This is a genomic window from Gulosibacter sp. 10, from assembly GCF_900163695.1.
GTDB lineage: Bacteria > Actinomycetota > Actinomycetes > Actinomycetales > Microbacteriaceae > Gulosibacter.
Map to the genome: position 1 here is coordinate 16,119 of NZ_FUIC01000018.1, position 9,256 is coordinate 25,374.

General features: G+C 68.5%; 10 protein-coding genes. 8 read left to right on the forward strand and 2 right to left on the reverse strand.

What is annotated here, in order from left to right:
- Positions 1–47: 47 nt before the first annotated feature.
- Genes FM112_RS07330 through FM112_RS07340 form a run of 3 tightly spaced genes read left to right on the forward strand, consistent with a single transcriptional unit; the run spans position 48 to position 1,566 of the window.
- The gene (locus tag FM112_RS07330; protein ID WP_087005787.1) at positions 48–614 is read left to right on the forward strand and encodes an RNA polymerase sigma factor; all 567 of its coding nucleotides are present in this window, start codon (positions 48–50) and stop codon (positions 612–614) included.
- The gene (locus FM112_RS07335) at positions 611–1,231 is read left to right on the forward strand and encodes a hypothetical protein (protein WP_087005939.1); all 621 of its coding nucleotides are present in this window, start codon (positions 611–613) and stop codon (positions 1,229–1,231) included. The genes FM112_RS07330 and FM112_RS07335 overlap by 4 nt, the downstream gene beginning before the upstream one ends.
- Entirely contained in the window at positions 1,228–1,566 is a 339-nt protein-coding gene (locus FM112_RS07340) for a hypothetical protein (protein ID WP_087005790.1), read from the forward strand. Before FM112_RS07335 ends, FM112_RS07340 begins: the two co-directional genes overlap by 4 nt.
- Positions 1,567–1,596: 30 nt before the next feature.
- Here the strand turns inward: FM112_RS07340 and FM112_RS07345 are convergent, their stop codons facing one another.
- Positions 1,597–2,142 (reverse strand): MarR family winged helix-turn-helix transcriptional regulator, encoded by a 546-nt coding sequence (locus FM112_RS07345; protein WP_254910404.1) that lies wholly within the window; start codon positions 2,140–2,142, stop codon positions 1,597–1,599.
- A 156-nt stretch (positions 2,143–2,298) separates the two neighbouring features.
- Between FM112_RS07345 and FM112_RS07350 the strand changes: the two genes are divergently transcribed.
- The 4 genes from FM112_RS07350 (at position 2,299) to FM112_RS07365 (ending at position 6,715) form a co-directional block, all read left to right on the forward strand.
- A complete protein-coding gene (locus tag FM112_RS07350) occupies positions 2,299–3,513 on the forward strand; it encodes a ferrochelatase (RefSeq protein ID WP_087005795.1) in 1,215 nt (404 codons plus the stop codon).
- Positions 3,514–3,827: 314 nt separating this feature from the next.
- The gene (locus tag FM112_RS07355) at positions 3,828–4,676 is read left to right on the forward strand and encodes an SDR family oxidoreductase (protein WP_087005798.1); all 849 of its coding nucleotides are present in this window, start codon (positions 3,828–3,830) and stop codon (positions 4,674–4,676) included.
- A gap of 485 nt (positions 4,677–5,161) precedes the next feature.
- On the forward strand, positions 5,162–6,043 hold the full coding sequence (locus FM112_RS07360; RefSeq protein WP_087005801.1) for a DMT family transporter: 882 nt from the start codon (positions 5,162–5,164) through the stop codon (positions 6,041–6,043).
- A gap of 234 nt (positions 6,044–6,277) precedes the next feature.
- Complete coding sequence (locus tag FM112_RS07365) at positions 6,278–6,715, forward strand: pyrimidine dimer DNA glycosylase/endonuclease V (RefSeq protein WP_087005804.1); 438 nt, start codon at positions 6,278–6,280, stop codon at positions 6,713–6,715.
- 175 nt (positions 6,716–6,890) lie between these two features.
- On the opposite strand, the gene FM112_RS07370 is transcribed toward FM112_RS07365, so the two are convergent.
- Entirely contained in the window at positions 6,891–7,547 is a 657-nt protein-coding gene (locus tag FM112_RS07370; protein ID WP_087005807.1) for a TetR/AcrR family transcriptional regulator, read from the reverse strand.
- A gap of 170 nt (positions 7,548–7,717) precedes the next feature.
- On the opposite strand from FM112_RS07370, the gene FM112_RS07375 reads away from it, so the two are divergent.
- The gene (locus FM112_RS07375) at positions 7,718–9,178 is read left to right on the forward strand and encodes an ABC transporter substrate-binding protein (protein WP_254910405.1); all 1,461 of its coding nucleotides are present in this window, start codon (positions 7,718–7,720) and stop codon (positions 9,176–9,178) included.
- Positions 9,179–9,256: the final 78 nt, after the last annotated feature.

The following is a 9,256-nucleotide window of genomic DNA, read 5'->3' on the forward strand; positions in this document are numbered from 1 at the left end:
TGCCGGCCCTCGACGGGGAGGGCCCCTTCGTATAAGGGGGACCAGGATTGAACGACGACCACTTCCGCAGCCCGTTGGAAGCTGCGGACGACGGCTTCCTCGCCGGAAGAGCAGCGGACGGCGACACGGCTGCATTCGGTGTGCTCGTGCGGAGATACGCATCGATGATGCGCGCCTACGCACGTCGACTGCTCGCAGGATCGGCAGAAATTGACGATGTGGTGCAGGAGGCATTTATCACCGCTTGGGAGCAGCTGCCGAACTTGGGCGATCCGCGACGGGTGAAGAGCTGGTTGATGCGGATCACGAGCCGCAAGGCCATCGATCGCACCAGATCGGCCCGAACGTATATCGACATCGCCGATATCGACCTACCGGCGCCGGGACGAGCAGCGCCTCCGCGTCAGACCGAGGCCAGGGAGACGGTCGCGGCATTGAGCGAGGCGCTGCAGCAGCTGCCGGCTGCGCAGCGGGAGTGCTGGACGCTTCGAGAGATCGGCGGGTACAGCTATGAGGAGATCGCCGACGAACTCGATCTGCCGGCTTCCACCGTTCGAGGGCTGCTTGCCAGGGCTCGCAAAGACATCATTGTTCGGATGGAGCAGTGGCGATGAACGAATACGACAGCACAGGCGCTCGACTTCCCGGCCTGGATCCGCAGGATCTCGACGGGCACACCATCGAGGAGCTCAGCGATTACCTCGATGCCGGTCGTGCGCCTGCAGATCCTTCGATCGATGAATCTCCCGCCTGCCGGATCGCGCTGGAGTCACTGGAGCGCCTTCATGCCCTAGCGCCCGAGCTGTTCGCCGCCGACACGGCGGCGGAGCCGGAGCCGGAAGAGGGCTGGGTGCAGAACATCCTCGAGGGCATCGCCCTCGACGCGCGCGCCGGCAGGCGAATACCGATCACGGTTCCTAAGGCGAACGCGGACCTGGGGATCACGGAAGGCGCCGTTCGTGGCTTGATCCGCGCCGTTGAATATTCGGTCCCCGGCGTATTCATCGGTGCATGCCGTTTCGACGGCGATGTCACGGTGCCCGGCGAGCCTGTCCGCGTCGGCGTCGAGATCAGCGTCCCGTATGGCGCGTCCATCCCGGACCTCGCGGATCGGCTGCGTGTCCAGACCCGAGCACGGCTCTCGGCGCAGACCACGTTGCACGTGATCGGCATCGACATCGCCGTGACCGATATCAGGCAGGCTCGGGAATCCTCGGAGGGGGAGCGATGAACGATTCGCAGGAGCGGGAGCTCGTCGAGGGCGTCGAAGCCGCCGTCCTTGGGGTGGCGGGTGTGACGGCCGTGTTCTTCGCCGGCAGCCGCCCGTCTCGAGTCGTCGATGCGGGAGTGCGGCTGCTCGGGTTCCGTGAGCGCGGTGCTCCCCTCGTGCGCTTCGAGCGATTCGGGGACGAATGTCGCGTGGACGTCGCGATCGGCGTGCGCGCTGCGGCGGGAGTCGTAGACACGGCCCTGCGCGTGCGGGCCGCGATCGAGTCCATCTTCGCCGAGAGCGGTGCGCTTCGCGTGGAAGCCCGGGTGACGGTCGTCCACGTCGATGACACCTGACGCGGGCGGGTTGCCGCGGTCATAGCCCGGTCAGCGCGCCGCGTCGTCCTCGGTGGCCGAGAGCGCATCGAAGAACCTGGTCACGGCTTCGCGTTCTGCCGGGGTGAGCGCTGCGGCGACCTGAAAACGTTCCGCGTGGCGCCGCCCCACCGCGCGCCGCGCCTCGCGCGCTGTTTCGGGCGAGACCTCGATGGCGACGCTCCGGCGGTCGCGCGGATGCGGTACCCGGCGGATGTGTCCGTGCTCGGCGAGCCTGTCGAGCATCTTCGTGACCGAGGCTGTGGAGACGCGGAGGTGTTTGGCCAGTGCGCTCGGCGTGGCGGGGCTTCCTCTTCGTGCCGCGGCGATGATGAACCGGAGTGCTCGCATATCCGTCTCGCCGAGCCTCATGTACTCGCGCTCTGCCTGATGCATGCGCCGTTCGGCCTCTCGCCAGCGACGCATCGCCTCCAGCAGCGCGACGATGCGGTCCAACTCCTCGCGGTCGAACTCTTCGTGACGGATGATCTCCTGGCCAGGGTCCATGATGCGCGGATCGTGCATCGAATTCGTCCATGTCTCGTCGGAGCCGTGCAAGGTTCATCCCATCCGCGTATATTGCTAGCTTTGCTAGTAATTAGCTAAGCTAATTAAATGTGGCGATTCAGCCACTCCGATTATCGACGTGCCTTCCACCGGTTGCCGAGCATCCTCGCTCCATGCAGGGCAGAAGCGCAGAAATGGAGCAATCCGATGAACGAACCGTCGCATGAGCAGAGTATCGGCGCCGGGAGCTGCTCGCCGTCGGTGCTGTATGCCTCTCCGACATCTTCGGAGGGGCGTGCGCATACGAACGAGCCGCAGGTGTACGACGCTCTCCTGCTCGTGGGGTTCGGAGGCCCGGAAGGGCAGGCCGACGTCCTGCCCTTCCTGCGCAACGTCACTCGCGGCCGCGGCATCCCCGATGAGCGTCTGGAAGAGGTCGCTGTTCACTACCGTCACTTCGGCGGTGTGAGTCCGATCAACGAGCACAACCGGCAACTTCGAGAAGCGCTCGAGGCCGAGATGCGTGCCCGCGGAATCGGCATCCCGGTGTACTGGGGCAATCGGAATTGGGACCCCCTGCTGAGCGATACGGTGAGAGAGGCTGCTGACGACGGCCGCTCACGGCTTCTCGCGCTGGCCACCAGCGCCTACAGCTCCTATTCGAGCTGCCGCCAATATCGCGAAGACCTGGCCGCAGCGGTTTCGGACGCCGGGCTCCGTGACCGAGTCATCATCGACAAGGTCGGCCAGTACTTCGACGTTCCCGGGTTGATCATCGCATTCGCCGAGGGCGTGGCCGAGGCGGTTCGAGGTTTCGAGGAGCGTGGCACAACGGGCGGCTCGGTGCGGGTGCTGTTCAGCACGCATTCCATTCCCGAGGCCGATGCGGACCGTTCCGGGCCGAGCGAACTCGGCCTCGGCCGGGGCGGGGCCTACGTGGCGCAGCACCGCGCGGTCGCCGAGCGAATCATGCGAGATCTGCGCGATGCCGGCGCGGTGGAGCCGTCCACGCAGTGGGAACTCGTCTTCCAGTCCCGCTCCGGACCGCCCTCGCAGCCCTGGCTCGAGCCGGATATCTGCGATCGCATCGCGGAGCTCCCCAGGGAGGGCGTTGCAGCCGTCGCCATCGTACCGCTCGGGTTTCTCAGCGACCACATGGAGGTGCTCTGGGACCTGGACGAAGAAGCGATGGCTGCAGCCGAGGCGGCGGGCCTGCTCGGCTCGCGAACGCCGACCCCGGGCATCCACCCGGCGTTCGTGGCGAGCCTGGTCGATCTGGTCGAGGAACGGATGCGCGGCTTGCCGGCCAGCGCGCGGCTGCGGTGCACCGAGCTGGGGCCCTGGTATGACGTCTGCCGTCCGGAATGCTGCGCCAACGCCCGGAGAGGATTCGCGCCGGCGGTGGCGGGCATCACTCCCTAGTGGGAAGGCCCTGGCCGCTGCGGGCGCTACTCGGAGACCTTCTCCGCCGCGGTGCGAGCGAGGCGGACGGAGAACCTGGCTCCGCGACGGCCCTGTCCACCGATTCCAGCGCCCGGGCGCGCCTTCGCCCTGATCGACGTGGACGCGCTCGAGCGTTTCGAGGCCGGTCCGGGTGAGCGACTCGTTCCGGTGCGTCGCAGATAGTCTGCTGTACAGCGCGAAGGCGGCGGCCCGGGCATCGGAATGTCTTTATCGCTCGTGTCTCGGTGGTCGTGCTGCGTTCAAGCCTGCTTCGGGATGGGAGGATTGCGTCCATGGACGCTGAGCATCGAGACGATCTTGCGCGCGATCCGTTGCCGCTGCGGGGACGAACCGTGCTCGTCACCGGCGTGAGCCGCCGAGCCGGCATCGGCTATGCCACCGCGTGCAGGCTCGCCGCCTACGGCGCGAATGTGTTCTGCCATCATTTCGCCCCGCACGATCGCGAACAGCCGTGGGGCGATGACGACATCGACGCGGTGCTCGCCGGCATCCGCGGGCACCTCGTCGGCGACGCGCGGATCGCCGACGCCCACTTCGACCTCTCCGAGGCGGAGGCTCCCGAGCGGCTGCTCGCTGCGGCCGCGGATGCGTTCGGGACGGTGGACGCGCTGATCTGCAACCAGGCGCTGTCGGGATCCGACGGAGCGCTGGGCGAGCTCACCGCGCAGGACCTGGACCGGCACTGGGCCGTCGACGCACGCGCCTCGATTCTGCTGGCGCAGGAGTTCGCGAACCGCCACGAGTCGGGAGCATCCGGCTCGATCGTCTTCCTCTCCTCCGGGCAGGGGCTCGGCCCCATGCCCGGCGAGGTCGCCTACGCCGCGGCGAAGGCGGCGATCGCGGGCATCACCGCGACGATCGCGGACCAGCTCGCCGACGACGGGATCCGGGTCAATACCGTGAACCCCGGCCCGGTCGACACCGGCTACGTGACCGAATCGATGTGGCGCGAAGTCGCGCCGATGTTCCCGCTGGGCCGGTACGGCGAGCCCGACGACCCCGCGCGACTCATCGCGTGGCTGGTGACGGACGAGGCGTCCTGGATCACCGGGCAGGTCATCAACACGGAAGGGGGGTTCGGCCGGTGGCGGCCGCGCGGCGAGCGGGACGGATCTCGATAGCGCTGTCTGCGGACCGACGGATGCGTCGCAGTCTGCGGTTCTGACCGGTTCGGAACCGCAGACTGCGACGCATCTGTGCGCCGTCCTCGGACTCCTCGCGTGCCGTGCCCGGGGGTCGGTGAGCGCGGTCCGGCGGCGCCTTCGGCGCCTGGCGGGACCGCCGGGTCTGGCGGGACAGCTGGGGGCTGGCGGAGGGGGCTTGCGCGCAGATGCCACCCGATCTGTCGTTATGGATGCTCGATAACCGCGGATTGCGACGCATCTGTTCCGCGGGCGGCCTGCTGGAATGCTCGATGCCGTCGGTTCCCTCGGCCCGCCCCGGTCTGCCCGCACTCGAGTCGTCAGCGTTCGGGCCGCCCGGGTTGCCCGGCCCGTTCGGCTCGCCGGGCTCGTCCGAGCGTCCGCCTGGTCCGCCTGACCTACCCGGCCCGAAGCCGCGAAGGCCGCCGTTTCGCGGGACGGCGCCGAGGGGCGACACTGGTCTCATGCCGTCGTCTGCTCGCAACTCCGCCTTCTTCGGGCCCTCCCTGGTCATCGTCGGGCTGGCCTGCCAGGAGGTGGGCGCGTCGATCGCGGTGACGCTGTTCCCCACGGTAGGCCCGGTCGGCATGGTGACCCTGCGGCTCGTGTTCTCCGCGCTCATCCTCCTGCTGGTCTCCCGCCCCGCCCTGCGCAACCGGAGCGCGATCGCGTGGCGCACCGCGGTGGCCTTCGGCCTCTCGCTGAGCGGCATGAACGTGTGCTTCTACCTCGCCCTGGAGCGCCTGCCGCTCGGCACCACCGTGACCATCGAATTCCTCGGCCCGCTGGTCCTGAGCGTGGTCGCGGGCCGCCGCTGGCTGAGCCTGGTCTGGGCCCTGCTGGCCGCGCTGGGCGTGGTCATGCTCGGGGGAGGGATGAGCGACCTGGACCCGATCGGCGTGATGTTCGCGCTGGCCGCCGCCGCGCTGTGGGTCGGCTACATCCTGTTCGCGCAGGCCACCGGCGTCCATTTCCGGGGCGTCGGCGGGCTCGCGATCGCCACTGCGATCGGCTCGATCCCCACCATCCCCCTCGCGCTGGCCGCCACGGGCGTCGCCCCGTTCGTCGACCCCGGCGTGCTGCTCGCGGGCCTGGGCATCGCCCTGCTCTCCTCGGCGATCCCGTATGCGCTGGAGCTGACCGCGCTGCGCCGCGTCACGGCGAGCGCCTTCGCGATCCTGCTCTCCCTCGCCCCGGCCATCGCCGCGGCCGCGGGATTCGTCATCCTCGGCCAGAATCTCGGGCTCGTATCGCTGGCGGGCATCGCGTGCGTGATCGCGGCGAGCATCGGCGCCATCCGCACGCAGCCGCGGCCCGCGCCACCCGAGGCCCCGGGGGACGGCTGAAGGTTGGCCGCTCCGATCGGAGCCGGGTCGGTAGCGTCGCGTCTCGATGCCTGAGCGGCCGGCCACTCCGGCCGGCACCGGGGCGGGAACGAGGCTCCCGGGATCGCCGAATCGCCGGGCCGATAGTGTTGAGTCCCCGGGTGTCGGGCCGCGCCGAGGCGCTCCTCGGGTTCGACCCTCCACTGCAGTCCTCGGGCGTCGGATCGCCGGAGGCGGAAGGATGGTGCCGAACGGATGAGGCTCTGGTCGCTGCATCCCTCGCTGCTCGACAGGCAGGGACTCCTCGCGTGCTGGCGGGAGGCGCTCCTGGCGCAGGCCGTGCTGCTCGGCCGCACCCGCGGCTACGTGCGGCATCCGCAGCTCGAGCGGTTCCGCGAGCATCCCGACCCGGACCGCGCGATCGGCGCCTATCTCGCGGGACTGCTGGAGGAGTCCCGCACGCGCGGCTACCGCTTCGACGCCGCGCGGATCGTCCATCCTCCGGAGGGGGAGCTGCCCCGCATCCCCGTCACGACCGGGCAGGTCGAGTACGAGTGGTCCCACCTACGGGCGAAACTCGCGGACCGATCTCCCGAGGTGCTCGCCGCGGTGGAGGGCGCCGCCGAGGGGCGGCCGGTGCATCCGCTCTTCGAGGCGGTCCCCGGCGGGATCGCGACGTGGGAGCGGCCGTAGGGTCGGCCGGATGTCCGCAGATGCGTCGCAATTCGCGGTTATGAGCGATCCATAACCACGAATTGCGACGCATCAGTCCGGAGCTCGAACCGTACGAGCACGCATCCATGCCGGTGCGGAACGGGATTCTTCAGCGCGAAAAGCAGTCGCTCGGTGCTGGTTCCGATTGTCGGGCTCAGCCGTCGGAGGCGCGGCGCTCGCGGATCCCTGCGATGATCCAGTCGAGTCCGGTTTCGAAGATCTCCTCCATCGAGAGGCCGAATACTTCTGGGCCGATCCGCGCGGCATCCGCGTATTTCTCAGGGTCGCTCTGCCGCAGGCCCGTGATGAATGATCGAGCACGACTTGAACGGCCCGAGCGTTCTCGGGCATCGGCCTGGTCCTCGACGGCCACCCGCGAGAACGTCCAGCTCATGACCAGCACCGATCCGCGAGCCACAGCGGCATCCTTCAAACCGGCATCCGTCAGCGCGGAGGCGAGCAGGTCGAGCAACCGGTAGGCCTCGTCGCCTGCCGGGCCGTTGTCGATGAGCCATGCGGCCACTCCCGGGTGCCGGCGCAGCACCTCGCGCTGGGCGAGCGCCCACGCGCGGGTCTTCGCCTCCCAACCTGCACCCGCGGGTGGAGTCGGCTGGACCAGGCTGCCGACCCGATCCACGACGAGACGAGCCAGCTCCTCGCGGCCGTCGATGTGCCGGTAGAGCGCCATCGGCGTGACGCCGAGTCGTTTCCCGAGGGCGCGCATCGTCAGGGCTCGCAGCCCTTCTTCGCGCGTGAACTCCAGCGCCGCCGTCACCACGCCGTCACGGGTAAGGGGGGTCTGCGGCGGCACAGGAGCATCCTAACAATCGGTCGATGACGGGGAAGCAGTCATTGAGATGAGAATCGTTATCATTTGGGTATACTTAGTAAACATCGTGCCCGGGCCCCGGGGACGAGATGCGCGAAGAGTGAAAGGTGACGAATCCGATGACGAGACGAGGGAGGAGAAGGGCATCGATCGTGCTTGCAGGCACGGCGATCGTCTCGCTGCTGGCGGGGTGCGCGGCCGGCGGTGCACCGGGGGAGGACGCCACAACGCTTCGGGCGGCCTTCCCCGGCGGCGCCGCCGAGACGCTGAATTACCTGAAGGGTCCGACGGCGCTGGACTACGTGCGGGCGAAGCATGTGCACGCTCCCCTCTGCGAGCTCGACCCCGGTGCCGAAGAGGGCGTCTCCTACGGCGTCGTCGAGTCGATCGAGGCGAGCGAAGACCTGACGGAATACACGCTGCATGTGCGAGACGACATCCGGTTCACCGACGGTTCCCCGCTCACGAGCGCAGACGTCCTCTATTCGCTCCGCGCCCCGGTGCTGCTCGAGGGGCTTCCGTTCACGCTGCTCGCGGCGCAGAACTTCGATCTGGATGCGGCCACCGCTCCCGACGACTCGACCGTGGTGCTGCCCGCCCTCTCGCCGATCGCGGACGGCCGCGAGCTGATCTGCCAGAGCATGCTCGCGATCAAGGACGGCACGACCGAATTCACCCCGGATACACCGTCATCGGGACCGTTCACGATCGTCGACTTCGAGCCCGGGCAGTCGACGCTGCTGGAGCGCAATCCGGACTACTACGGCGAGGAGCCGACGGTGGAGCGTATCGAGCTGATATCGATCGCCGACAGCAACGCCCGCGTCAACGCGCTCACCCAGGGCCAGGTCGACTACATCAGCGGTGTGACGCCGACCGAGGCGGAGGAGCTCTCCAGCACTGCGGGATACTCGGTGACCACGAGCGAGCCGCCGTTCGTCTCGCGGCTGTTCTTCACCATGAACCTCGAGGCCGAGGAGTTCCAGGATCCGCGCGTGCTCGAGGCGTTCACACTGGCGGTGGATCGGGATCGAATCGTCGAGAATGTCTATTTCGGCAATGCGGTGGTCGGGAACGACCTGCCAGGGCTGGGGTTCCCGAGCTATGACGACGGGATCGAGCAGCGCCCCCACGATCCCGAACGGGCAAGGGAACTGCTCGAGGAGGCGGGCGCCGTCGGAATGAGCGTGGAGCTCACGGTCGGGCCGGAGCTCACCGGCATGGTGGAAACCGGCACGCTCATCGTCGAAGACCTGCAAGAGATCGGGGTGGATGCGACACTGCAGGAGCTTCCCGCCGGTCAGCTCTTCGCCGACTACCCCGCCTACCTCGAGCTTCCGTTCCGAGCGGGGTTCAATCCGGCGGCCATGTTCGAGCCGAACCACACCCCGGGCAGCTTCCCCGAAGTCGACGCGCTCGTGCAGACGGCACGGAGTTCGACCGATGAGGAGGAGCGGCTCGAGGCATCGCACAAGGCTCAGCAACTGCTCTGGGAACAGGGGAATGAGATCGGACCGGTGTTCGTGCCCGACATCAGCGCCTCCAGGGACGGCGTCTCGGGTATCCGCGAGGCGGGTTTCCCCGATTTCACCCAGGTCACGGTCACGGGCTGACGCATCGCGATCCGTCCCTCGGCCGGGAGCACCGCGGGGGATCGAGCCGCGTACGAGCACTCGCAGTGCAGATGGGGC